The organism is Pseudomonas sp. CFBP 8772 (assembly GCF_014841665.1).
Taxonomy (GTDB): Bacteria; Pseudomonadota; Gammaproteobacteria; order Pseudomonadales; family Pseudomonadaceae; genus Aquipseudomonas; species Aquipseudomonas graminis_B.
The window spans coordinates 62,572-87,244 of sequence record NZ_JACYUI010000009.1; the positions used below are offsets into that span (position 1 = coordinate 62,572).

19 protein-coding genes and 1 pseudogene are annotated in these 24,673 nt (G+C 56.9%); 8 read left to right on the forward strand and 12 right to left on the reverse strand.

The genetic code is table 11. The features are described 5' to 3' along the window. Window positions 1-119: 119 nt before the first annotated feature. The 3 genes and pseudogenes from IFT99_RS18355 to IFT99_RS26910 form a co-directional block, all read right to left on the reverse strand. A complete protein-coding gene (locus IFT99_RS18355; protein WP_230692238.1) occupies window positions 120-3,086 on the reverse strand; it encodes a DEAD/DEAH box helicase in 2,967 nt (988 codons plus the stop codon). 289 nt (window positions 3,087-3,375) lie between these two features. Beyond that, window positions 3,376-3,669, reverse strand: a complete 294-nt coding sequence (locus IFT99_RS26905; RefSeq protein ID WP_192134134.1) for a hypothetical protein — start codon at window positions 3,667-3,669, stop codon at window positions 3,376-3,378. A gap of 39 nt (window positions 3,670-3,708) precedes the next feature. Beyond that, window positions 3,709-3,891, reverse strand: a pseudogene (locus tag IFT99_RS26910) (methyl-accepting chemotaxis protein); the annotation flags it as partial. A 172-nt stretch (window positions 3,892-4,063) separates the two neighbouring features. Here IFT99_RS26910 and IFT99_RS18370 point away from each other — a divergent pair. After that, a complete protein-coding gene (locus tag IFT99_RS18370; protein WP_230692237.1) occupies window positions 4,064-4,852 on the forward strand; it encodes a hypothetical protein in 789 nt (262 codons plus the stop codon). 285 nt (window positions 4,853-5,137) lie between these two features. Continuing rightward, entirely contained in the window at window positions 5,138-5,452 is a 315-nt protein-coding gene (locus tag IFT99_RS26385) for a hypothetical protein (protein ID WP_230692236.1), read from the forward strand. Here the strand turns inward: IFT99_RS26385 and IFT99_RS18375 are convergent. Beyond that, window positions 5,446-5,598, reverse strand: coding sequence for a hypothetical protein (locus tag IFT99_RS18375; protein ID WP_159420298.1), 153 nt, complete (start codon window positions 5,596-5,598; stop codon window positions 5,446-5,448). The genes IFT99_RS26385 and IFT99_RS18375 overlap by 7 nt on opposite strands. Before the next feature lie 49 nt (window positions 5,599-5,647). Next, window positions 5,648-5,998 carry a hypothetical protein gene (locus IFT99_RS18380; protein WP_192134137.1) on the reverse strand — a complete coding sequence of 117 codons (351 nt, stop codon included), beginning with the start codon at window positions 5,996-5,998 and terminating at the stop codon, window positions 5,648-5,650. A 658-nt stretch (window positions 5,999-6,656) separates the two neighbouring features. On the opposite strand from IFT99_RS18380, the gene IFT99_RS18385 reads away from it, so the two are divergent. Continuing rightward, on the forward strand, window positions 6,657-7,559 hold the full coding sequence (locus IFT99_RS18385) for an AbiJ-NTD4 domain-containing protein (RefSeq protein ID WP_192134139.1): 903 nt from the start codon (window positions 6,657-6,659) through the stop codon (window positions 7,557-7,559). A gap of 156 nt (window positions 7,560-7,715) precedes the next feature. On the opposite strand, the gene IFT99_RS18390 is transcribed toward IFT99_RS18385, so the two are convergent. The 4 genes from IFT99_RS18390 to IFT99_RS18405 form a co-directional block, all read right to left on the reverse strand. Then, window positions 7,716-8,348, reverse strand: a complete 633-nt coding sequence (locus IFT99_RS18390) for an HAD family hydrolase (RefSeq protein ID WP_192134141.1) — start codon at window positions 8,346-8,348, stop codon at window positions 7,716-7,718. Between the two features lie 70 nt (window positions 8,349-8,418). After that, window positions 8,419-9,099: a DUF6957 family protein gene (locus IFT99_RS18395; protein WP_192134143.1), complete on the reverse strand. Its 681-nt coding sequence runs from the start codon at window positions 9,097-9,099 to the stop codon at window positions 8,419-8,421. Window positions 9,100-9,187: 88 nt separating this feature from the next. Continuing rightward, on the reverse strand, window positions 9,188-9,514 hold the full coding sequence (locus IFT99_RS18400) for a hypothetical protein (RefSeq protein WP_192134145.1): 327 nt from the start codon (window positions 9,512-9,514) through the stop codon (window positions 9,188-9,190). Between the two features lie 345 nt (window positions 9,515-9,859). Next, window positions 9,860-10,594 carry a metallophosphoesterase family protein gene (locus IFT99_RS18405; RefSeq protein WP_192134147.1) on the reverse strand — a complete coding sequence of 245 codons (735 nt, stop codon included), beginning with the start codon at window positions 10,592-10,594 and terminating at the stop codon, window positions 9,860-9,862. Between the two features lie 302 nt (window positions 10,595-10,896). Here IFT99_RS18405 and IFT99_RS18410 point away from each other — a divergent pair, with 302 nt between their 5' ends. Beyond that, window positions 10,897-11,352, forward strand: coding sequence for a helix-turn-helix domain-containing protein (locus IFT99_RS18410; protein ID WP_192134149.1), 456 nt, complete (start codon window positions 10,897-10,899; stop codon window positions 11,350-11,352). A 120-nt stretch (window positions 11,353-11,472) separates the two neighbouring features. Here the strand turns inward: IFT99_RS18410 and IFT99_RS18415 are convergent, their stop codons facing one another. Both IFT99_RS18415 and IFT99_RS18420 read right to left on the reverse strand, forming a co-directional pair. Beyond that, window positions 11,473-12,027, reverse strand: coding sequence for a hypothetical protein (locus tag IFT99_RS18415; protein ID WP_192134150.1), 555 nt, complete (start codon window positions 12,025-12,027; stop codon window positions 11,473-11,475). 629 nt (window positions 12,028-12,656) lie between these two features. Next, window positions 12,657-13,709 (reverse strand): NAD(P)-dependent alcohol dehydrogenase, encoded by a 1,053-nt coding sequence (locus tag IFT99_RS18420; RefSeq protein ID WP_192134152.1) that lies wholly within the window; start codon window positions 13,707-13,709, stop codon window positions 12,657-12,659. Window positions 13,710-14,132: 423 nt separating this feature from the next. On the opposite strand from IFT99_RS18420, the gene IFT99_RS18425 reads away from it, so the two are divergent. Continuing rightward, entirely contained in the window at window positions 14,133-15,116 is a 984-nt protein-coding gene (locus tag IFT99_RS18425; RefSeq protein ID WP_342214633.1) for an NAD(P)-dependent alcohol dehydrogenase, read from the forward strand. 36 nt (window positions 15,117-15,152) lie between these two features. Here IFT99_RS18425 and IFT99_RS18430 read toward each other — a convergent pair whose 3' ends face one another. Beyond that, window positions 15,153-15,956 (reverse strand): IclR family transcriptional regulator, encoded by an 804-nt coding sequence (locus IFT99_RS18430; protein ID WP_192134154.1) that lies wholly within the window; start codon window positions 15,954-15,956, stop codon window positions 15,153-15,155. 237 nt (window positions 15,957-16,193) lie between these two features. Between IFT99_RS18430 and IFT99_RS18435 the strand changes: the two genes are divergently transcribed. From IFT99_RS18435 to IFT99_RS18445, 3 genes are all read left to right on the forward strand, one after another. Beyond that, window positions 16,194-17,216: a metallophosphoesterase gene (locus IFT99_RS18435; protein WP_244657013.1), complete on the forward strand. Its 1,023-nt coding sequence runs from the start codon at window positions 16,194-16,196 to the stop codon at window positions 17,214-17,216. Window positions 17,217-18,171: 955 nt separating this feature from the next. Then, window positions 18,172-21,174: an autotransporter serine peptidase EprS gene (eprS, locus tag IFT99_RS18440; RefSeq protein WP_192134161.1), complete on the forward strand. Its 3,003-nt coding sequence runs from the start codon at window positions 18,172-18,174 to the stop codon at window positions 21,172-21,174. A gap of 151 nt (window positions 21,175-21,325) precedes the next feature. Then, on the forward strand, window positions 21,326-24,436 hold the full coding sequence (locus IFT99_RS18445; RefSeq protein WP_192134163.1) for an autotransporter domain-containing protein: 3,111 nt from the start codon (window positions 21,326-21,328) through the stop codon (window positions 24,434-24,436). The last annotated feature ends 237 nt before the right edge of the window (window positions 24,437-24,673 follow it).

The following is a 24,673-nucleotide window of genomic DNA, read 5'->3' on the forward strand; positions in this document are numbered from 1 at the left end:
CTAGATAATTTAGAAAACGGGTATGGAGCGGTGCTCCGCTTCAGCTTTCTGATTCGTGAAAAACCACTAGCACGCGAGATAAAGCGTTATATCATTAGCCCTAAAGGCGGCGACGATTACTACTCACTTACGAGCCAATAGGCGCGTGAAGCACCTCCCTGTCGAGCGTAACCAATACAAAATGCCATCAGATCACTCAATCTTTCATCAACCAATGAACTGCGGATGCCAGGTTGAACACCAATCACCGAAAAACTTAACTTAGTCGCTGGAGTAGCCTTCAGAACTTGCGAGATTTCCGGCAGACTGCCCGTTACGAAATAGGATGGAGAAGTGTGCCTTCGATGCATACGATCCTCCATGTGTTCCAAGAGCGTAGCCACATCGCAGTAATAAACAGATTTGACGAGTTGGCCAGCGACTTCATACACATCACCCACTCGACCTCCATTGGCCGGGCCGCCTGCGCCTTTGCAGTGATAAAGACTGACATTTACCTCATTATCTGCGTTTTTTGTGACACATATATAGTCGGCTGCCTCACCCGTCCTGTGGTCGTAAAAAATCCCCTCAACGTCCGGCAAAGTGAGTAAATGCTGCCGGAGGTGCTCCTGCACTGTAGCCTTGCCTTGTAGTAACGCTCGCCTTCGCTGTGTCTCAGCTGAGTTGTCGTTCGGCAAGAATTCAACCCTAATACTGCAGTTATCCCAATTAATTGTGGCGGTGTCGCCGGGCACAAGTCTCAGCGTTTGCAGGAGCGGGGCCGCCATTAGGTTCATGCTCTCGAACGACGATTTATCCGCAGTATAGAAGACAGGGCTATGGTCACACAGCCAGTCTGCAAGCGGAGTCCAACTGTCATGAGCAGGCTCAATCTCGATTGTGACGGCAGGATCTTCGCACGTAATCATTCGCCCCTGCTCAAGATGGAAACACATGCCAACCGCGCGATCTACGTGGGCGACGGAGAACTGCATTCGGCTATTTTGCGGGTCACTCCAGAAATCCTGCAGATCCCACTCAACCAACTTTGAGTAGCGAAATGCCTGCTCATGTGCACGGTATCGGACTCGTGGGTTGTTCTTGAATGCTTCCTTTGGCCAGTTTGCCGCAATCACGTTATCAGGAAGCCGGCGCAGCTTAGTGGTTGTACGCACGATATCTAGATGTGTAGCGCTGAAAGGAACATTACCGGCGATGCGTTCATTCAGCGTGCGTATCCAATCGACAAAATCAGGGATGGAAAGGCGTTGATTGCTCCACATTCTGGAGCTACTGCTCGCTCCTATGGTCTCCTTGATCTGCCCATTCATGCCACTACCAAAGAAATGCCCTTGGGCATACGCACGGCTGTCTCCAGAGGTCACTGCTCGCTCTGCCTGAGGCCCGGTCAGCGTTCTGTAGGTTTCGCTCTGAGAGTTAAATGCCGTGTTCTTTAATCCAACGTTGAAGAACCTCACACTGTCCAAGCCTGCACGCGCCCTACTCGTTTCCTCATAGCTCAGTGCCCGACAACCTGCCGGACAAACGACATCCATAATTGCCAGGTAAAGCTTCTCCGTCCTGAGGGTTGAACCGATAAAACAGTAACCAGATCCGGGAAAGTACATTAGAAGAAAGGCTTGATGGCTGATGTCAATCAGCGCATCCAGAGCTGTCCAGTTGGGCGGTGCCTCGTCGGCAGTCAGTACAAGGGAAAGGGTTCCATCCCCAGCTGCCCACTGCTTAACGATTCGTAGTTGTCGGCCAATCTTCGTCCCGAATAACGAAAAATCAGGAGCTTCATCACAACGGAAGCCGCGAACGTGGGCATATAGGTGAAAAGATAAAGGCGTCACAGAATCATAATCTGACTCCGTCACACGTCTGACAGGCAAACCTTCCATAAACTGCTGATCGTCAAGCGTGCCCTGGATCTCGGCAAGAGCGGCGTCATCAATCATCTGGGCAAGGTTGACACCCTCTTTAAGCAGCGCCGCAGTCGCCTCCCTGATTCTAAAGCTTGGAGCGATCAACGTCGGCGTACCGGTGGAGTCATCAATCCTCGCGAATCGGCCTATGAACTGGATGGTAGGCACCAGTGATTTATGTGGAGCATGCAACGCTGCGACTTTGAGCTTCGGAAAATCATAGCCCTCGCCAAACATGTCCACACAGATGATTGCTCCAAGCTCGCCCGAGATCAGCCTCGCTTCAACATCATCTTGCTGACGTCTGGTTAGCTTGCTGTTGATCGCTTCCACAGCAATTCCCAACCCCTGATACAGAGGAACGAGGTCGTGCGCAGCCTTAATCGTTGCCGCCCTGATGAACAAGCGATGGTCGAATCCATTGGCCCGATCTAGATTGAAACGCTCTACGGCTGCCCTGGCGATAACCTGATCCACATGGGCATCATCAAGCTCGTTCTCGACTTGCACGGCGCAGAAGGTAACAGGGTCAAAAGCGCCCTCCTCTACCGCTCTCATGACCGGGTAGCGATAGATGAGCTTCCCCGGAATTACCAACCCATCTCGTCTAAACGGCGTCGCGGTAAGGAACACAAACCTCGCCTGCTGGTAATGCTCCAAGTAGGCCATCCAAGAGTTGGCTGGTGCGTGATGTGCCTCGTCGAAAATAATGAGATCGAAGAGATCGTCAGGTGAACCGGGAGCAATCGCTGGAGATGAGCTTCCTGGCGTTGACACGACGACGTCGTACTGTTCTAGCGAGCTCCAGTCTTCAACTGACTGAGGTCGTCCTGAATGCAGATGAACAGCGGGTAGCGGAGAAACTTCAGCTAAGACGCCAATTCTCTTCAGCGTCGATAGCACCGAGAAGTGTGAATGGACTTGCTTTCGAAGTGCGCTCGACGGCTCAACTACCAAAATCCGCTTGGGGCACATCAACAGGGGCAGCGCCATCATCAACGAGGTTTTGCCATAACCGGTCGGCAGACAAATGATCGCTGGGTCGTCCTGCACAGAAAAATGAGCGAGTACTGCATGCAGCGCACCGAGCTGTCCAGGCCTAAAGCCCCGGTTAGGAAGCATTTGCTGCTGGAACAGGTTCAATGAGCCCGCTTGCGCGGCAAAGTAGTCGGGCACGACACCCCTCCATGGGAATTAAATCTCTGCCCTCATCCTAATAGGGTGCTGGCCATAAGCAAGCACCAAAATGGATTTTTCCCACTACACGGATTCAAGCAAAAATCGACACCTACTCTGGAATCGATCGAGCTTACCGCTTTCCGCCTAGCCAAGCACCGTGTCGTGGCTGAGTGGATGTAAGGTCGTAAACACAGGTGTTCCTCGTGATGTTGCGCGCACTGGGCGCATGCATGTAGGTGTTACGGGATAGCGCCATACCGAGAGTCAGTTCTCAACGTGAGTGACTCTAGATTTTGAAGCTGTTAACCAGCCGCTGGAGCTTGCTCGCCTGCTGGTCAAGAGTGATGCAGGCATCCAGAGTTGACTGCAGGTTCTGCACGCCAGCCTGGTTAAGGTCATTGATCTGGCTGATGTCGAAGTTCAGCGACTCAACGACAGAGGTTTGCTCCTCAGTGGCAGCAGCGACTGACTGGTTCATGTCATCGATCTCACCAATGCGTTCGGTGACACTACCCAAGTGCTCACCCGCCTGATTGGCAATAGACACACTCCCCTCGCTCTGGCGCTGGCTGGCAGTCATCGTCTCCACCGCACCTTTCGCCTCGACCTGAAGCTCTTAGATCATGCGCTGGATTTCTTGTGTGGACTCCTGTGTGCGGTGAGCCAAACCTCGAACTTCGTCCGCCACAACGGCAAAACCTCGACCGGCTTCACCTGCGCGAGCGGCTTCAATGGCAGCATTTAATGCCAGAAGATTGGTTTGCTCGGAAATACCCTTGATGACCGCCAGAATCTGACCGATTCCCACCGTCTTCCCATTCAACGACTCGATTGCGCGACATAACGTCCTGATTGTCTCGGACAACTCCGTCATCGCCATCATCGTCTCGCCCGCCCTAAACGCTAAACGGCGCTTTGCTAAACGCAAAAAAGATAATACTGTATGTGCATACAGTATTATTGTGGAAATGTTTATGGACGCCAGCCAGATTGCTGAATCCCTGGCGCAATGGAAGACGAGTCTCGATGCTCGCGCGGCTTGGCAAAACCCCGGGGCCCGATACCGCTTCCTCGTGCGCTACGCCGACAAGTTGGCGGCATGCAACGCCATCGACCCGCTGGAGCGATTCGACATGGTCGAAATGGCGCTCGCCGCGTTTTGCCATTTTGTTGAAGAGAAGCCAGAGGAATGGCGGCACCCGGCGTCCGAGTATGATGTTTACAACGATGCGGGCGCCCAGGTCGGAAGCCTGCAAGGGAGCAGATACTTCCTGCACGGTGCAACTGTACGACCCGACCCGATGGGGTTTTTCGCACAGATCCAGGAGAAAGACGGCGAGTGTTTGCTCACGACCCGCACTTACGCGCCCTACGGCGTGCTGCGCGATCGATACATTCACACCCATACCGGCCAACGCCTGACGCTGGTGGAAACAGCTCGAATGATCAACGGCAAGTGGCGAGTCCGTATTGATGACCCGGATACGTACCGATGTGTCGTGGATGCCTCCCAAGTAGCGTTGGAGCAAGGCAACACGGCGGCCTACGTTGACCTGTGGGAGAAGGAGCATTTCTCGATATTCACTCAATGTTCGCGGTGCTGCGACCGCTTCGACCTGCGGGAAGATTGCACGGGATGCGAAGGACGCGGCTTCATCGAAGATCTGCAATGTCCGAGTAGGCTTCCGTCATCGGCGATCGCCAGAAAGAGCCAAGCACCTGACCTTCAGGTGCCGAAAAACCATGAACCTGCACCGTACTGACCGCTCTAAAATCTGTATCGATGGACACATATCAGGAAAGCCTTGGGGCTGGCCAACAGGATGCAGGAAACACAGGGGGTACCGATGGGCCTGACAATGATCTTATTCACCATGATCGCAGCCTGGGTGGTCGCGGCGATGGCAATGCTATGGGGAGTACTGCGCATCGCACGTCGTCACTATCCCATTGCCCAGGCAGATATCGACATGTCTAGACCGAGCAAGACCTCCCACCTTTCAGCTGCAAGTTGACGTCGAAATGGCTCACAGCAGCGTCCACCGCCTATGAACCCTACAACCCCTGACGGTCGTTATTTCGTCGTAAAAGGGCAACTGTGGCGCTGCTCCAATCCCTTGTTGAACAGCGATGAACGGCAGCGACTCGTGAGTGAGTTGATGAGCGCGCGGCGAGCCGTGAAGGCGGCGAAGGCGTCAGGCGATCCAGGAGAAATGGAGCTTGCGCGATCAGGCGTTCAGGCCGCGAAAGTGGCGCTTGGCGAGCGTGGCCCTGTCTGGTGGGACGATGGCAGCCCGGACTTCAACCGACACCGGGCGGAAAACTCACCCTATGCACACTGGTATCGATCGCTGCCTCATTGATCGGTTTCCGACGGTGCGTGAAGTTGTTCTTGAGCAACCCGACGCTGCTTCAACTGATCGAGCATCCAATCTTGAGCTTCATCCAGCTCGCGCATCATTGCGTCAAACTCATGGGGTGTGAGTGGCCCTGGCGTGTTGTCGTGCATCAAATGTCTCCGATGATCACCCGTAGGAACGATATACCCCGGTAAGGCCCTACAAGCCCAGGTCACCTGCAAAGTAACTATCGCCGATCTCATCACTCCAACCTGCCGTCTGCATCAGTTGCCATTGCAGATGCCGCCTCAGATGAGTTCGTAGATGCGATCGGACGACAATGAAGCCTTGGCCACTCCAAGCGCTCTCTGCGATGCCCTGCGTCTCCAGAGCCCCCTGCAGCGCATCAAACCCCGGTACTCCGATGGTAGATGCATGCACTCGGGGTGGGTCATCTAAACCGGGCTGACGCTTGAAACTGGCGATCCCCTGTTCCACCAGGTTCTGCAATCGCGCACCAAAGACCTGTGCGGCTGTTCCCCACACGCGGCCTTCGAAATCAATATCCACAAAACCTCATCTGCCAGAGCACCACACTGTTGTCCGACACCGGTACAAATACAGACGAACCTGTGGCGCTTTTCAAGAGCAATCTATTTGAATCCAAATGAAAAGCAGCGGCCTAACGGCCAAGGAGCGATTCCCCTATGCCCCCTGCCCTGCCAACCGACCTTTTCCTGCTTCGATACCTCGGATTGAAAACCCAACAGCTAAGAACCAACAGCCTCAAAAACCGGGCAGATCGAGGAAGAGTCGGAGGGTTCGTGAGAGCTGCTTTTTCTTTGGTCTCAAATAATAATACTCCGTCTCGTTTAAAAATTTTTAAGTGGGGGGGGTGAAAGTAAACGAGCCCTGTCCGACAGACGGTAGCTGAATTGGCTTTTTGGCAATTGTGTTGAGTAAGCCAGAGGCCCCGAATTTATTGGCTTAGAAGCAGGCTACCGGCCAAAAAGCGCCTTAACGACTCCCGTCGCTGAGATTCGAGCTTGGCGGGGCTCATTCCTGCCCAATTGCAAGTTTAGGGTTACTACGGGCTGCCCAGGTCAAGCACCCTAAGTCCTTCGTTTCATGCTTGGCTTCATGCTTGGTTCCGGCGATGTTTGATCCGATGATAAGCTTTGGTGCAGGCCATCCTGCATGCTGCCAGCTATGGATACGGAGCGACTTCTTGAAATTTTCCCATCGCAACGGTTTTGATCCCAATCGCCAGCAAGGCCCGATCGTGGAGGACGCTCCGCCATGGTTACGAGATGAGTTCCATATTTCAATTCTCTCGAAACTGACCTACGTGGACTTGGACAGCCGGGTAAAAAACAAGGAGATGTTGCCTCTGGGCATCAAGAGCCTCAACGAACGGCTATGCATAGAGACGCAACGTCAGATGGACGAGAGTGACTGGGACACTTGGACGTGCGTTGACGGCCTTGCGTACACCCTCAAGCATTGCGAGTGGTACCAGTTCTACGATTGCGTTGAAGTGGTAGGAGAGCAGCTGAAGTCCGTCGAGCCGTCCTATAAGGGCGCTCCGGGCACCATTGATGTGGCTGCTTTTAGCTTCGCCACGTACCGCAAGAAAGTGAATGACGTTTTCACCAAGCACAATGTGGGATGGCGCCTGAACAGCAAGAGCCAGCTGGAATCTGCGCTTCCCAAGGATCTCGCGGATCGCATGGATGGCGTCGAGGCGGAACTCGACAAATTTGAAGCTGCACGGGAACACTTCGGCAAGGCCAAACGGTATGCATTGGGCACACACCGGGATTGCGAAAACTCGATCAAGGAATCGGTGAGCGCTTTTGAGAGCGTGGGCAAGGTTCTGCATGATCGAACTGCAACGCTGGGAGACGTGCTCAACCGCATGAAAAAAGACGGTTCAGTTCCCCCAATGCTCGTGACTGTCATGGAGAAGTTCTACGCATATGCAAACGCAGAACCAGGCGTGAGGCATGGCGGAGTTCAGAAGCCTAAATCGGGGGATATGGACGCGGAATTGGCCTTGCACCTCAGCGGCGCTTTCATCCGATACATCATTGAAGTGCAAAGCCAGGAAATCAATGAGAACGGTGGGTAGGTTGAGGAAGCGCAGTAAGCAGCTGAACTGTGTTGACGACTTGATCGCGGTACTGCCCTGAAGGACGCGACGCTGATGGTTACCCTTACCCCTGATCTGAGCTGATATTTTGTGGAACAGCCCAGCTGGGCCTCCACACTCTAAGTCACGCCACCCTCAATCCCGATCGATGACCAACCTGGCAAACTGGGTAAGATCTCGGATCTTCCCTCCATCTGTCCGACGGAGCAGAAGCCCCATGATACCTGCCACCCTCGGGCCGTCCCTGTCACACCTCGGCGAGTCTCCAATCATTAAAACGCGACCCATTCCGACCCCGAAATAATCACCAGGCTCTACGCCCATCTGGTCGCAAGCCGACAGATAGATTTTAGGATCGGGCTTCATAATCCCCTGCTCGTAGCTTAAAGCGTATCCGTTCATCATGGGAAACAGCTCCCTAACAACCCGGCCAAAAGGAGCTGCGAGGTTTGAGCAGATACCCAGCTGGCACCCCGATTTCTGGAGCATCTCGATCGCCTCCAAGGCCTCGGGATACGGTCTGATCGACGACAGTTCGAGTGCCAGTGCACGGTTCAACTCCTTACGAACCGAGGAGCGGAGATTGATGCCGAGATGAGCGGCGAACTCATCCAGCGATAAGTCCATCGTCATCGCGCAACCGATTGTGTTCGGCCCCAAAATGCGCCCTTGCCGGCGACCTTCGCGAAAGAGTTGGAGATACGGATTCGTCCGCGGGCCGATCTGCAGGATTGTCCCAAACGCATCAAAGATTATTGCATCGACCATTGCCCTCTCCTTCTCAGGCACCAATCACTTGCCTTGTACGGCCCGCTCTGCCCGCGCTACGGAATTCACCTCAATTGCGCTCTCTACGAATACCCACTGAGGTGCCCACCTCTCGTTCAATATCGCGAAAGACACTTTCCAGAATGGCATGGTGACCCGAGTCTCTAAGGGCTTGAACCAGAGCCACAAGCGCATGCCCCTGGGCCACGGACATCTGAATATCGCAGTGAACTACACTTGAGCTGCGGCTCAATGCAGCAATGCCTGTACCCTGGTCGTGAAAGTCGAAATGCCAGGATTTGTCGATGACTCCTTCCGGAATGGCATTAATGGCTTCGAGAGCAGCAGGCCGTCGAAAGCCTTTCCCAAAGAGTACGTAGATCGTGTCATCCGTCTCAAAAATGCCGCGACCGTCGTAAGAAATTGCGTAGCAGCTTCTGATGGATACGCCCTTGTCGAACCGTCCTGCACTATCGAATCCGACATCATGGGAGAAAAGCACCAGTGGCAACCTCGCTGGCCTAGAATCGCTCGGAACAACGTCAGCGGAGTCTTGAAGAGTGGCGCTAGGTTCGCTCTCAAGACCGCATTTCGCTGCTTCCACATCAAGTACGATCCACGAATACACTGCACAGTAGGGCTTCGAGGTGCGCGCTCCGAGGGCTGACAAAATCGAAGAGTCTTTTAATGGAAGCCCTTCCAGTAATTCACCGCTGAGGTTCGACGGCGCCACACAATCTGGGATTGGCATAAAACCCTCCTGCAACATGGCTCACGGTAGCAACGCCGCTCCACGGCCTATATCAATACATACATCACTAGGCTCATCGACCGGGGCTTTAGTGCAGGCTGCCTTGCGGATCTGAGCTGGTTAGCCGCAGTTTGCTCAATCCAGCGAAGGCGTTGCCACCCGCCTGAACCAGCAGGTAGCGACTGCCCGAGAACGTATGCGCAATCGTCCAGCCGTCCTCTTCTATCAGCCTCAAGATTTGGGACGTTCTGATCAAACGGCCATCCCCGAATCGATTACTCAGATCCATGTAAATGCGGCCTACGAGGCACGGGTAATCGATCTCTGGCTGCCACAGCAAAGCACTGATCGGCGTTGCTAGCTTCACAGTAGCTGCCGCCAGTACCTGAGCTGGCCAATCAACCGCGATCGCCATCAGCAGCCTCCCTTGGCTTGGTCTCAGTCGCAATGACGTAGTGGTCTGCGCCATCCAATGTTCTCAACAACTTGAAGCCCCCTATAGTGGAAACCAGGCGCACTGGTTGAGTTGCCACCGTCATACCATCGGACGCTGCACCTGACCGGTCACAGAACACTGTCGCTGCGAAGCGATTGCCTACACAAGCTGCGTTGAACAAATAAGCGTCGACTAGAACCCCCCAGTCCTGGGTCATTGCCTGGACAACCTCGCTCGGCAGACTAGGTTTGTTCATCGCTTCAGCCCGGGTGCGTGCGCACTCTGTTAAAGAGATAACGTTCGATTTCAAAGCCCATTCACTCATCAGATCTCGATCTCAAAAGCGGGGTTGAAACCTGTCGATTCGCTGGGATAACCACGGGGGTTTGAAACGATCCGACAACCGCCGTGTTCAACATCGACAAATTCGTGGGTGTGACCAAAGACCCACAGATCTACCTGTTCAATCAGTCGTGGCCAGTCGTTCGTGTACGCTGCGTTCAGGTGTCCCTCATGCTTGCTCCCGACTACAACAGGGGATGGGCTGTGATGAGTAATGACGATCGTTCTACCTGAGAACGGCTTTGCGAGTTCTTCGGTCAGCCAGCTCTTGGCTACATGATTTCGGGCAATCAGATCCGCCGGTCTGAGCCGTCGGTAACCTGCATCGATGCGAATGTAGCCGAAGTCGTTCATGCGCTCCCAGGCGACCCTCGAAGCTGCAACTTGATCGCCGGTGGAGCTGAAATCTGTCCAGCCTGTTGTCCCTAGAATCCTCACATCGTTAAGGATGACGCTATCGTTTTCAAGCACATGGACATGCGGCTCTGCCACGTCCCTCATCTTTGAGAGCGTGCGATCGATGTGCCCATCGTAGTATTCGTGGTTCCCGCACACATACGCGACTGGGCAAGTGAAACTTTCATTTGCCCATTTTACGCCTCTGCACTTTTTGTCGATGTCGCCAGCCAAAATCACAAGGTCGATGCTCGGGTCTAACGCCGGCATATCGTACCTGGCGAATTCGAGGTGTAAATCTGAGTAGATTCTCAGCTTCATCTGGGCTTCCAAAATCGTGCGATGTGTCATGGGGTAAGAGACGCTGCAGTGATGCAGTTGAAGGCTTGCTGGACTTGCTCGCAACGCGTGTTTAAATTCGATTTACGCAATAATTGAATTTGGCTGAGCAGGAGTGTGGTCTCAAAAGGCCTGTACCGCCCTTACTCATTCGAAGCCGCTGGTTGGCACCACTTCCGATAGAGCAGGAGGTGTTCACGCCTTCGTGCTCTTTTTTTTAAATATATAGATTTGAGTAAGCATTAGCAAACGCGGCATATCATTTCGTTTGCGCGAGAACACTGATGATGTCGCTACGCCAAGCGTTCGCTGCCGCCCTAAGATTCGTTAGGGCACACCACAAGCTTCTGCAGCAGGACGTGTCCAGCGGCGTCACACAGGCACGCATCAGCCAGCTCGAATCCGGTAAGAACAGCGCAACATTGGAGACCACGCAGCAGGTCGCCCAAGCCATGCGTATGACGACCACGTCGTTCGTGGTAACGGTACTCGCCGCCAAGGACAGAACGACTCCCCGCCAAATTCTCAGCGAAGCGCTTGCCGAACTGGAAACACTTGGACTGTTGGACGTGGACATCTCTGAGCACGTCCCAGATCCGAGCCATCCCGTTACACAAAAGTCAGCAAATACCCGAGAGCAGGTTCAGAAGCTGAAGGCAGAGGGGCACAGGCATGTCGAGGTTGCGAGGATACTTGGGTTGAGTAAGTCGACCGTGACTCGGCATTGGCGAGAAGAATGATTGGCGCCGATGCACGGCGATCCTCCTACTGCCTACTCAGCCAATGCCCCTTGATCCGATTTTGAAAAATTGCCCTCAAACTACATGCAATAGAGGCTAGGGAGACGAGTGCCTAGCCAATCATTCCAAGATCGCCGGCTCTGACCCGTCCCGTCCAGTTTCCATGGCCGGGCGCCCTGCCAACTTCATCGCTGAAGAGTCCTGAACTAAGATCACACGGCTAACGGTTTCGAAATCCGCTCGATAGAAACAGAGCCTTTCGAAGTTTGCATACATGGCTTTCGACATCGCCAACGCATGGCCGCAGGTCTCACCGGTCGTAAGAGCCGGTAGGTTCAACAGGATAGCGTCGCGCAGAGCGATCGCCGCCCTGTCATTTTCATCAGTCGACGAGCGACCAGAATGGTATGGACGTGCTGCGCGAGCCTGCATCAACTCCGTGGCCTCGTCGTTGATCCGGGATAGAGAGGCGTTGCCATTTTCTGAGAACGGGAAGTTATCGTCGTGCCGCATGTCGGTGTATACGCACAGCGCGTCAAACATACCTTGCACATGGGCGTTGCTGATCACGCCACTGAAATCATTATCGAATTCGCACAGATGGCCGAGCTTCAACTGGGCAGCCTCAAGAAGCGCTCTATCCCAAAGACTCGAAAATGCGGGTTGCTGATCCATGACCGTGAGGGACTGCAGAGCTATCTGGACGATTACAATCAGAAGCTGATTGAGGTGTTCCAGGCTGAGGCGAAAGACGAACAGATATCATAAGCATTTGGCGACGTTTGAGTCGTAGCTGCTAGATGACACTCCCTATAAGCCGCATCTGATCGAATCCGCTGGTTCAGTATCCTCCAAATCTGCAGCCCTCCTTTGCTTCCCTCCTTGCTCCGAACGTTGAGCCAGGCCTACTGAGACTAGCGAACTGTAAAGCGCATTTTTGCTCTGTAAACCGAGGTACTTTACAGAGCAAAATTTTGGTTTACACATGATGCGCCCTACGTTCTTCGACGAGACGTTCTTAACTGCAAAAAGATGGAGGCGACGAATGAGGTTGGCGCGGGAATTTATCGATGAGCATGATTGGACAGCCACCCGGAAACTGGATTACAGCATATTTGAAAACTACTGGCCGAACTTAGCGTTTCTAGATGTTAATTATCAAAGCTCGCAGAAGCGGGTGTCTGGGGCTTGAGGATTTGAGCCCCCCTTAAGTGTCATTAAATCTTAACACAACTTGAGGGAGGCGGCGTGGGCCAGCCCGAGCTCACAGTAAAGGAGCTCACAGGTGAGCTGGGACAGACATATTAAGCCTTGAGTGTTGCCATGTCGATTACGAAACGATATTTGACGTCACCCGCAATAACACGACTAAAAGCTTCGTTGATATTCTTGATATCAAGCATCTCAATGTCGCAACTGATGTCGTGTTCGGCACAGAAATCAAGAACTTCCTGAGTTTCGGCGATTCCACCGATAAGAGAGCCGGCAAGCACACGGCGTTTCATGACCAAGTTAGCGGCGTGCACAGGTGGATCAATCGGCTCGATTAATCCCACCAAAATGTGTACGCCATCAAACCGCAAAGTCTCTAAGTATGGATTCAAATCGTGTTGTACAGGGATAGTGTCCAACAAAAAGTCGAAATGACCAGCAACCGCTTTCATCTGTTCGGCATCGGTGGAAACAATCACGTGATCAGCACCCTGACGGCGAGCTTCTTCCGCCTTGCTTGCCGAACGCGTGAACACGGTGACTTCGGCACCCATGGCCTTCGCGAACTTTATACCCATATGACCCAGACCACCCATGCCCAGCACCCCAACTTTGTCGCCAGTCTTCACACCGTAATGTTTGAGCGGCGAATACGTCGTGATGCCTGCACATAGAATCGGAGCGGCGGCAGCCAAGTCTAATTTTTCTGGGATGCGAACTACAAAGTGCTCGCTGACCACGATGCTGCTGGAGTAGCCACCCATGGTATTGCTCCCGTCGATGCGATCGGGTGTTGCATAGGTCATCGTCGGCCCCTCAGAGCAGTATTGCTCTAGATCCGACTTACAGGCGGCGCAATGACGACAAGAGTCGACCATACACCCGACGCCAACGACATCACCAATCTTATATTTTTCTACGCCACTGCCCACGCCTGTGACTCTTCCAACAATTTCATGTCCAGGCATCAATGGGTAAACTGCTATCCCCCACTCGTTTCGCGCCTGATGAATGTCGCTATGACACACTCCGCTGAATAAAATCTCAATGACTACATCATCCACTCTTGGGCTACGACGCTCAAACTTAACAGGAGCAAGTGGAGATGTGGCAGACTCGGCGGCATAACCAATAGCAGTGTACATATAGACCTCTTAGGAAGTGCAAGGGATACTCCTATTTTCTAATGCTGAGGAATTATTGGCTATGCTATATCCTCCGGCAGTAATGCCTATTTCACCGAATTGCGTCGCGAACCTCAGGAGGCTGCGATGTGCAAGCGCGCTATCGGGAGGCCTAAACCTACCCTCAAGATCCTCGGTAACGATGCTCTACGACGTGAGAAAGAGTTCATAGACACTGCGCCAAAAGCGCGTCGGAAACCCCTTGCTTTAAGTGCTGAGGGGCGTCACTGCAGGACGTTGAGAGGCGTCAATCATAGTGACCCAATGAGCTAAAACGACCCGATTTTCTGTCAATCTGAAGGTACGGTGGAGCTAGGCCTGTCAATCTTCAGAAGCCAATTTTGGCTGTCAATCCGCGCCCATAAAAAACCTCTTGAAGCCTTTATTTTCGTGGCCTTGCGGGCATGTCAATGTACCCATCCCATAACCGTTGTTTGTCACTCCGACATCCACCAGGCGCGCAACGAGTGGGGCATCGCCGTGTACCCGCTGATGCCGGGCCACGAGATCGTCGGCAAAGTCACCGAAGTCGGCGCCAATGTCAGCAAGCACAAAGTCGGCGATCTGGTCGGCGTCGGTTGCATGGTCGACTCCTGCCGTCAGTGTGAAGCCTGCGCGCAGGACCTCGAGCAGTATTGCCTCGAAGGCCCGACCATGACCTACGCCACCCCCGACCGCGTCGACGGCAGCAACACCATGGGCGGCTACTCCAACAGCATCGTGGTCAGCGAGCACTTCGTCGTGCGTATCCCGGAGAAACTCGACCTGGCCGCCGCGGCGCCCATCCTGTGTGCCGGCATCACCACCTACTCGCCACTCAAGCATTACGGCGTCAAGGCCGGCGACAAAGTGGGCGTACTGGGCATGGGCGGTCTGGGCCACATGGGCATCAAGTTCGCCAAGGCCATGGGCGCGGAAGTGACGCTATTCACCCGTTCGGCGAGCAAGGCCGAAGAAGGCCGTCGTCAGGGCGCCGATCACGTCATCGTCTCGACCGATGCCGAGCAGATGAAAGCCGCTGCCGGTCACTTCGACTTCCTGCTGGACACCATTCCGGTGCAGCACGATTTGAACCCCTACCTGGAAACCCTGAGTTTTGACGGCGTGCACATTCTCGTCGGCCTGATCGAACCCGTCGACCCGGCGCTGCATGCGGCCAACCTGGTGATGAAGCGCCGCGTACTGGCGGGCTCACTGATTGGCGGCATCGCCGAGACCCAGGAAGTCCTGGATTTCTGCGCCGAGCACGGCATCACCTGTGACATCGAGATGCTCGACATCAAGAACATCAACGAGGCCTACAGCCGCATGATCGCCGGTGACGTGAAGTACCGTTTCGTGATTGATATGGCCACGTTGAAGGCCTGACCCACCGGTTCGCCCCGCGCAATGCGGGGCGAAACGCTAGCCGCCCAGTTCCGCCGACAACCGTGCCGCCGCGTCCTTGATCACCGGCACCAGGTCGGCCATCTTTTCCAGCGGCATGTACGGCACGGTACTGGCGATGCTGATGCCGGCGACAATCTGCCTGCTGGCATCACGCACCGGCGCCGCCACACAGCGGATCGACGGTTCGTTGTCTTCCAGATCGAACGCATAGCCGCCCTGTACGTACTCGTGCATGCGCGCCTGCACCTGCTCCCAGGTCTGTTCTTCGTGGGCCGGCCATAACGGGTTCTTGCCGGTGGTGGGCACACTGATTTCGTACAGCCGTCGCCATTCGCTTACCGGGCTGTCCAGCAGCAATGCCTTGCCGATGCCGGTGCGCGCCAGCGGCATGCGATGGCCCACCCGCGATCGCATCTCCGGGCCATTGCGCCCGGGATTTTTATGCAGGTACAAGACCTCGTCGCCATCGCGCATGGCCAGGTGCACGGTGTCCCCGGTGAGTGCCGACAGTTCGTCGAGAAAGGGTCTGGCCAGCACCAGCAGCGGCACTTCTTCCCGGGCCTGGAACCCCAGCTCGATCAATCTCGGCCCGAGCACATACCCCACCTGCGGCAACACCCGCAGGTAGCGCTCCTCCACCAGACAACTGGCGAGCCGGTGGGTGGTGCTGCGGGTGGTACCGATCAACCGGGCGATTTCCTTGAGGTCGCGAGCGCCGCTGGCGACCGCCTGAATCACGCCCAGGCCACGAATCAGCGTCTGCGTGCCGGTGGGTGCAGGGTCTTTGCCAGTGACGGCGGTGTCGGATGCATCTTGCATGGCGCGCCTTATCGAATCAGAAAACCGGCGCCATTATCGTCGCCAGCCTTGAAGCCTGCCAGCGCTGTGCAGAATTTGCTCGGCGTCGGCGCAGGGTCATACCCACTCGATGCGTTCGACCTTGCCCACCAACAGGATGTAGGACAACGCGCCGTACGCACGCTCGAAGACCACCGCATTCTCCCCAAGATTCACCTTGGTAGCACGCGTCTGAGGGCAGATAATTAAGCCGTTTCGATGACCAAGGATTCCGCAGGCATGAGGCAAAAAGTTCTGAGACTTTCGCAAAATCACCATGGCCGTGACTTTGTCGTTGGTGACATTCACTTCAAAACCACCGACTTGTACAAAGGCCTGCGCAAACTCGGCTTTGACAGCCAGACTGACCGAGTCATCGGCGTCGGCGACCTCATTGATCGCGGCCCGGGCGTGCTCGACGGGCTCAAGCTTTTGGGCGAGCCGTGGTTTTTCACCGTAATGGGTAACCATGAACAGATGCTGATTCGGGCTTACCGTGAAAACCCGGACGCTCGTTATGTCTCTCATGGGGCTGGTTGGTGGGCAACCGTCGCCGATGAGTCGAAAGAGATGATCATCGTCAAGCTTGAGACCCTCCCTACCCTCATCGAGATCGAATCACCCCGTGGGGTCGTGGGCGTTGTACATGGGGATGTACCGAGAGGCTTGTCCTGGCAGGGGTTTGTCAACGATATCGACAACGCACAAGTCGAAGAAATAGCCCTCTGGGGGCGAGAGCGGATCAAAAAGCATTACCGTCAAGGCGTCGCCGGCGTTTGGCGTGTTTGCACGGGTCACACGTGGATTCCAGAGCCGTTACGCCTCGGGAACGTGCTCGCGCTGGATTGCACCGGAGGCGGTGACGGGCCGTTGGGGATTTACTGCGTGCAGGACGACACCCTCTATGTCGACGGTCTTTCCGTGGCGCTTGACCAAGCTGAAGTTTTCACGGAGTTGCTTAACGATCTAGAGCGCACGCAGGCAGAACTCAACAGCATGTTGAGTGCGAGCACGCTCATCGAATCCCAACGCCTGAGTCGTAAGGCTGAAGATTTGGCGGCTCGGGCGAATACTGCCTGGCTTGCACTGCAGCCTGAGGTCGAAGCGTCTCAGAAGCTCTTGAATGAGCTCCACGGGCTCAGCCTGCTTGGCGGGGAGCGTAGGGTCCTGAAGCTCGAAGAATTACGGTCTGGATACGAAGGAACCCCCATTGAAGGATTACTGAACAGGCTGTTTTGCTAGACGCGAGATCTATTGCTTCCCGACAGTATCCATAGATCTGCTCTACGAGCCTTTCCCCATGCCAGCATTATCGCAAGCCGTCGTTATACTCCTTCCTACAATGCGGCCAATACTTGAGGAACGGCGACGGCGGAGTCATCAAGTGGATTGTGGCGTGCCACAAGATTGCTCGATCAACAAGAAAATTGGGCAGTACCGCCTAATCCAGTGTGTCTTTGCCATTCACTTGCGGTGCATTCGCCGGCCGCTTACGAAGTATTGCTTGCCGTGGCCAGCACTACGAAAAGTTGCGCCAGTATAAAATCATTGCGCCGGCAGACCCTTCGCGCTTGTGCGTTTAAAACCCATTACTGCTCATAACGCAAATAATCGGAGCAAACCAGCAGCCAGAAGTCTCAGGCGCCCCGAGGTTCTCTGACCCCAAGTTACTGGGCCATGACGCGCCAAAATATAAAGGCTACCCCCACTTGTAGCGATAATGATCACTTCAAAGCACCCCACTGTTTTGGGCACCCGGCATGACCTTCTCAACTACCACGGCTGCGCGGCTGCCGCTTGCTCAACAGCGAGACGCTGGCCAAGGATGATGTTGTGGCATGGCTAAGTAATGGCTAGGCTAGGGTTTGACTATTCATTATTTGAATACCTCTTTTCTACCCTCCCTGCCTGGCTCTCGTGACTGAGCGAAGCCGCCAATACGCCAACGCTAGATTAACTAAAAAACGCGCTGGATTTTCGACAATGGAACTAAAAGGCCACTATCTCGCAATGCACCGTAATTGTGCCTGCTCCGTCTAGATGCCTCATCACATCGCCTTGTGCCTTATTACCTGCCTGCTTAGTTACTGTTGGCTTTGTATCAAATTTGAAACAAATAAGTTGCCATCCCCTGCGCAGCGGACTATTTTCTTACGGCGCTCACTAGGGAGCTAACAAATAAAAAAGGTGTGCAGGGATGCGAAGGTTCAAGCCGTCCAATGCTGTCCGTTATTCCGTTAAACCCGCAACCACTACCGCACTTTGCGCGTTGTCTTTTACCTTTGGCTGCTCGGCTTATGCCGACTATGCAGAACAGGGGAAGTTAGGCGACGCGGCCAGTTGGCGCTCGGAAGAATTCAAGAGCGACTGGGGATTGGGCCGTATCCAGGCTGACCAGGCTTATGCCGCCGGTATCACCGGCGCCGGCGTAAAAATCGGCGCGATGGACTCAGGTTTCGACCCCTCTCATCCCGAAGCCAGCCCATCCCGCTACCATGCGGTAACCGCCAACGGCACCTATGTAGATGGTTCGCCCTTTAGCATCACGGGTGCCATCAACCCCAATAACGATACCCACGGCACGCACGTGACCGGGACCATGGGCGCGGCCCGTGATGGCGTCGGCATGCATGGCGTGGCGTACAACGCGCAAATCTATGTGGCCAACACCAACCAGAGCGACAGCTTCCTGTTTGGCCCGAGCCCGGATCCGCAGTACTTCAAGGCGGCCTATGGCGCGCTGGCCGATGCCGGTGTTCGGGCGATTAACAACAGTTGGGGTAGCCAGCCGCCGGATGTGACCTACGCGACGTTGCAAGGCGTACAGGCTGCCTATGCCCAGCATTACAACCGGGGCACCTGGCTGGATGAAGCGGCTAACGTGTCGCGCAAGGGCGTGATCAACGTCTTCAGTGCTGGCAATACTGGCTATGCCAACGCCAGTGTGCGGTCTGCGCTGCCCTATTTCGAGCCGGACCTGGAAGGCCACTGGCTGGCGGTGTCTGGCCTGGATAGCGCCAATGCCCAGCGCTACAACCAGTGCGGCATTGCCAAATATTGGTGCATCACCACGCCCGGTAGGCTGATCAACAGCACCGTGCCTGGCGGCGGCTATGCGCTCAAGTCCGGTACGTCCATGGCCGCGCCCCATGCCACGGGCGCATTGGCGCTGGTGATGGAGCGCTACCCTTACATGAACAACGAGCAGGCCTTGCAGGTGCTGCTCACCACCGCGACCCAGCTCGATGGTTCGGTCACCCAGGCGCCCAATGGCGCTGTGGGCTGGGGTGTAGTCAACCTGGAACGGGCCATGCGCGGCCCGGGCCAGTTGCTGGGCACCTTCAATGCCACCCTGGGTGCCGGCCAAACCGATGTCTGGAGTAACAATATTTCTGATCAGGCGTTGATCCAGCGTCAGGCCGAGGACACTGCCGAACAGGCCGCCTGGCAGCAAACTCTGGTGAGCAGAGGTTGGCAGAACGGCGTGGCCAGCACCGCCAGCCAACAGGACCAGACCGATTACGCCGTGGGCACCGCCCGTGCTGCGGCAGCGGCTCAGCGCCAGTACCAAGGCAGCCTGATCAAGTCCGGCGCGGGCCGGTTGATTCTTGAAGGCAACAATACCTATCGCGGCGATACCCAGGTCAACGGGGGTGTGCTGTCGGTCAATGGCTCCCTGGCGTCCGCTGTGCAGGTCAATGCGGGGGGCACCTTGGGCGGCAACGGCCAGGTCGGTAACCTCACCGCGTTGAGCGGCGGGCAGGTGGCACCGGGGAACTCCATCGGCACCTTGCAGGTGAACGGTGACGTAACCTTCGCGCCGGGCTCAACCTACGCGGTAGAGCTTTCGCCCACGGCCAGTGACCGCATTGTGGCCACCGGCAGTGCCACGGTGTCGGGGGCCAACATGACCCTGGCCCTGGACCCAACGCCGCTGGCCTTGAATGCGACGCCTGGCCAAACCCTGGTTGGCCGCCAGTACAACGTGTTGCAAGCCGCCAACGGTGTGAACGGGCAGTTCGCGGCGGTCACCTCCAACTACGCTTTCCTCGGCGGCCGGCTGGACTACGCCGCTAACGGCGTTGCCCTGAATATCGAGCGCACGGCGGCTTTCGACAGCGTGGCGCAAACCCCTAACCAGGCAGCCGTGGCCTCGGCCGCCGAGCAATTGGCGACGGGCAACGCGGTGTATGAAAACCTGCTGCTCGCGCCAAGCGCCGCCTCGGCCCGGGAGAGTTTCCAGCAGCTGTCGGGTGAGATCTACCCGGCAGTCGCTACCCAGTTGATCAACGACAGCCGCTACGTGCGTGATGCCGTTGGCGAGCGCCTGGGCGCCAGCGTGTTCGGTGCCGATGCCAATACGGCAGCGCAAGACAATGTGTGGTTCAAGGCCTTGGGCGCGTGGGGCAAAACGGATTCCCGTAGCGATACGGCTGGCTATACCTCATCGATTAGCGGCGTGCTGGCGGGTGTCGACGGCGACGTAGGTGACGACACCCGCCTTGGCCTGGTAGGCGGCTACAGCGACAGCTCGGTCAACATGGGCTCGGGCACCCATTCCCGTGCATCGGTAGACACCTACCATCTGGGCGCCTACCTGGGTCATGAAATCGGCGCCTGGCGCTTGACCCTCGGCGGTGCCTACAGCTGGCACCGTATCGATGGCAAGCGCGATGTACAGGTCGGCGACGCCAGCGGGCGGGAGAAAACCAAACACGATGCGCAAACCGCACAGGTATTCACCGAAGCGGCGTACCGCATTCAGTTGCAGCCCGCAGTGCTTGAGCCCTTCGCCAACCTGGCCTATGTGCACCTTGGCACGGATAGCTTCACCGAGAAGGGAGATGCCGCAGCGCTTGCCTCCGGCAGCGACACCCGTGAAGCCGTGCTCGGTACGCTGGGCGTACGGGCGCTTAAAACCGTCGCAATCAATGATCATCAGAAGCTCGACCTCTCCGGCAGCCTGGGCTGGCAGCACAACCTGAGCGATACCGATTCAGAGCAGCACATGGCCTTTGCGGCAGGTGGCAGTCGCTTTGGTATCGAAAGCTCGCCCTTGGTGCGTGATGCGGCCCTGGTGAGTGCCCATGCCCGCATGGCGCTGAGTCGTGAGGCCAGCGTTAGCCTGGACTACAACGGCCAACTGGCCAGCCGTGAAAAAAGCCACGGCATTGGCTTGAGCCTTAACTGGCAGTTCTAAACGCAAAGCGGCAGGCCGAGCCAGGCCTTCGCCCGCCGCTTTCCTGAAGCTGAATGTTTCAACCTACCCATTGTTGGAAAAAGAACGACGCGGATACCAAGACGGCATTCGCGCGGGGTTTTGTGTGCGCTAACTAAGGACAGTTGTATTTATGAGAAAGCCATCCACCACTCGACAGCTTGCTGTCAGCTCCATTCGGCACGCTATTCGGCAAGCCAATCGCGTTTCTTGCGGCGCTCTGGCCTGCTACCTGGCCACCCTCGGTGCAGCCCAGGCTGCGCCTTACGTAGAAGCCGGCCAGGCCGGGAATGTCGCCAGTTGGCGCAGCCCGGAGTTCACGGCCCAATGGGGGCTGGGCGCGATCAACGCCGACCAGGCCTACGCCGCCGGCTACACCGGGAAGGGCGTGAAGCTGGGAATTTTCGATCAGCCGGTGTACGCACCGCACCCGGAATTCGCCAGCCCGGATAAAGTGATCAACCTGGTCACCAGTGGCATTCGCGAGTACACCGACCCCTATATCCCGGTAAAGGCCGGCGACGCCTTTCGTTACGATGGCACCCCTACCCCTGACTCCAACGGCCGGCTGGGTAACCATGGCACCCACGTAGGCGGCATCGCGGGCGGCAACCGTGACGGCGGGCCCATGCACGGCGTGGCCTTCAACGCCCAGATCATCAGCGCCGACAACGGCGACCCAGGCCCGGAAGACGGCATTGTGCTGGGCAACGACGGCGCGGTTTACCAGGCGGGCTGGAATGCATTGGTCAGCAGTGGCGCGCGCATCATCAATAACAGCTGGGGCATTGGCATTACCGACCGCTTTGACCAAGGCGGTCGCGATCCGGCCTTTGCGCACTTTACCGTGCAGGATGCGCAGCTGCAGTTCAATCAGATCCAACAGATCCTCGGCACTCGCCCAGGGGGCGCTTACCAGGGCGCCATCGATGCCGCGCGCAGCGGCGTGGTCACCATTTTCGCCTCCGGCAACGACTACAACCTGAACAACCCGGACGCCATGGCCGGGCTCGGGTATTTCGTGCCAGAGATCGCGCCCAACTGGCTGACGGTTGCTGCCTTGCAGCAAAACCCGAACGCCGCGGCCGCCGGCACCACGCCTTACACCTTGAGCACCTTTTCCTCTCGCTGCGGCTACACGGCCAGCTTCTGCGTGTCAGCGCCAGGCACGCGGATCTACAGCTCCGTGCTTAACGGCACCAGCTTGCAAGACCTGACCGTGGGCTGGGCCAACAAAAACGGTACCTCCATGGCCGCGCCCCATGTGGCGGGCAGCATGGCGGTACTGATGGAGCGCTTCCCCTACATGACCGGCGCACAGGTGGCCGACGTGTTGAAAACCACCGCCACCGACCTCGGCGCGCCTGGCGTGGACGCGCTCTATGGCTGGGGCATGATCAATCTGGGCAAGGCCGTCAACGGCCCGAGCATGTTCGTCACCGAGGCGGATATTCCCGCTGAGTTTCGTATCAGTGGCGCCTATGGCGACAGCCAGTTCGTGGCCAACCTGCCGGGGGTAGGCGCGGTGGTCGATGCCGGTAAACCGACCCAGCGCCTCTGCAGCGGGCCGCAATGCGGGCGGGACACGTGGAGCAATGACATAGCCGGGCATGGCGGCTTGACCAAGACAGGTATCGGCACCTTGGTGCTGACCGGCGCCAACACCTACAGCGGCCCAACCCTGATCAATGAAGGGCGGCTGGCGGTCAATGGTTCGCTGGCCTCGGCGGTGACCGTCAACGACACCGGCATACTGGGCGGCAACGGCCGGATCGCGTCACTTGCCGCCAACCGCGGCGGTACGGTAGCGCCGGGCAATTCCGTGGGCACCTTACAGGTGGCGGGGAACCTTAATCTGGCGCCCGGCGCTGTGTATGCGGTGGAGTTGTCGCCCACTGGCAGCGACCGCATCATCGCCGGCGGGCAGGCGACGGTGAGCGGTGCGACCATGGCCCTCTCGCTGGAAAACGGCGCCGGCTTCAGCACAGGCGAGGTCAACAGCCTGATCGGCCGGCAGTTCAACGTGCTGCAAGCGGCTGGCGGCGTGCAGGGCCAGTTCGGGTCGGTGCTGGATAACTACGCCTTTCTGGATGGCAACCTGGCCTACAGCGGCACGGGCGTTGCCTTGGCCCTGGAGCGCAACGCGGACAGCTTCGCCAGCGCCGCGCACACCGCTAACCAGGCCAACGTAGCGGCTGCCGCCGAGCAATTAGGGGCCGGTAATGCGGTGTACGAAGAGCTGCTGTTGAGCCCCGATGCGGCTACCGCTCGGCGTGCCTACACCCAGTTGTCCGGCGAAGTGCATCCGGCCATCGCCACTCAGTTGATCAACGACAGCCGCCAGGTCCGCGATGCCGTCGGTGATCGCCTGCGCGTCGACGGGCTGTATGACCAGCCTGCCGCGGGTGTTGAAGACAACAACCTGTGGGTGAAAGGCCTGGGCGCCTGGGGCAAAAACGCCGGTAGCAGCGACAGCGCCAGCTCAACCTCATCCCTGGGCGGCCTGCTCGCCGGTGTGGACGGCCTGGTGGCTGAGCACACCCGGTTGGGCGCCATGGTCGGTTACAGCGATACCTCGTTAGGCATGGGTGACGACACCCATTCCCGCGCCTCGGCCAATAGCTACCACCTCGGTGCCTACATGGGCCACGAGGAAGGGCGGTTGCGCCTGACCGCGGGTGCATCCCATAGCTGGCACCGCATCGACGTCAAGCGAGACCTGCAACTGGGCACCTCGACCGACCGCCTGAAGGTCAAGCGCGACGCGCAATCGACTCAGGTGTTCACCGAAGCGGCCTATCGCCTGAACCTGCAGCCTCTGGCGCTGGAGCCCTTCGCCAACCTGGCCTATGTGCATTTCGACAGCGACAGCTTTACGGAGAAGGGAGGCGCTACCGCGCTCAAGGGTAATGACGACACCCGCGACGCCGTGCTATCCACGCTGGGCATGCGTGCCGGTAGCCGGTTCAACCTCACCGATACTCAGAAGCTGGACGTCTCAGGCACCTTGGGCTGGCAGCATAACCTGAGCGATACCTCGGCCGAGCAGCACCTGGTCTTTGCCAGCGGGGTGAATACCTTTGCCGTGCAAAGCGTGTCCATGGACCGGGACGCCGCCGTCGTGGGCGCCCGCGCCAGCCTTGCCTTGAACCGGGATGCGCGGATCAACCTGGATTACAACGGCCTGCTGGGCGCCCGGGATAAAACCCACGGTGTAGGGCTGTCACTGAATTGGGCATTCTAACCTCAAGCGCTGCCTGAAAGCCCGCGCCAGCTTGGGTGCTCCCGCCCGATACTAAAAACCGTTTGGAGGGTCGATTTTGTCCCTCCAAACGGTTCAGCAGCTATCCAATGGGGCGCCTGAGCACCGGCTCGAAAGGTCGCTCTCGTTGATGCAGACAACCTCTCAAGCCCGGTCATGCCAAGGCATAGCCGGCTTCCACGCCTCTCTCAAGGAAACGTTGGTCACGGCGCAAGTGAT